Here is a 1044-nt window from a genome sequence, read left to right as displayed (position 1 = left end):
GCACAGGTCTGTCGGGAGCACCGGAGAGGGGCTTGACGAGCTCCTCCGCGCCCCACTCGCGGAAGCCGAGACCTCGCCGCACCACGAGCACGCGGTAGGGTACGGCGACGAGAGCGAGCGGCATATTGCCGATATCGTGACCGTGCTTGAGGGCGACCCGGCGCTTACTGCCCGTTACCCGCCCCGCTGGCTCGCCATCCGGCTGCTGGAAGGGGACGGCAATGCGCTTGCGAAGATAGCGGCAAGCCCGAAAAAACCGGCCGTTGATGCCATCCTGCAATCCATCGACACGGAGAATACCGAAGCAACGATGGCCGACCGCCGGTATGAAGTGATAGGGGCACTCCTCCCGCAGGTCTGCACCACGTGCGTCAAAGAGATGAACGCCTCGGACATCATCGACCGCGTGGTTACCGACCGGTGGCTTGGCATCCCAATCTTCCTTGCCCTGATGTGGGCGGCGTTCGAGCTGACCTTTGCCGTGGCATCCCCCTTCATGTCCGCCATCGATTCTATCATGGGATCCTGCGCATCGTATGTTGCGGAGAGCGGGCTGGAACCCGCGTGGCTCGCGTCGCTTCTTGGCGACGGCATCATCGGCGGGATGGGCGCGGTGCTGATCTTCATCCCGAACATCTTCATCCTGCTCTTCATCCTCTCGCTCCTCGAGGACAGCGGGTACCTTGCCCGGGCTGCGTTCGTCATGGACCGGCTGATGTATGCCATCGGCCTTCCGGGCAAGTCTTTCATCCCGATGCTGATCGGCTTTGGCTGCAATGTCCCGGCCATCATGGCGACCCGGACGATTGAGGACAGGAACGACCGGCTCATCACCATCCTCGTCAACCCGTTCATGTCCTGCGGGGCACGCCTGCCGGTTTATGTCCTCCTTGCCGGGGCGTTCTTCCCGGCAATCGCCGGAACGGACGTCTTCATCCTGTATGTTCTCGGCATCGTTCTTGCCATCGGCTCCGCGTACCTCTTCCGCAGGACCATCCTGCCCGGAAAACCCGCCCCGTTCCAGATTGAGATGCCCTGGCGCTT

At 62.6% G+C, this 1044-nt stretch carries 1 protein-coding gene; it reads left to right on the top strand.

The genetic code is table 11. The features are described 5' to 3' along the window. Positions 1 to 1044 (top strand): ferrous iron transporter B (locus CW742_RS15045; protein WP_292421814.1); only part of this gene is annotated, 1044 nt, incomplete at both ends.

Source organism: Methanoregula sp. (assembly GCF_002835825.1).
Classification (GTDB): domain Archaea; phylum Halobacteriota; class Methanomicrobia; order Methanomicrobiales; family Methanospirillaceae; genus Methanoregula.
The sequence above is the reverse complement of the archived record's forward strand: the minus strand, read 5'-3'. Positions and strand labels throughout refer to the sequence as shown.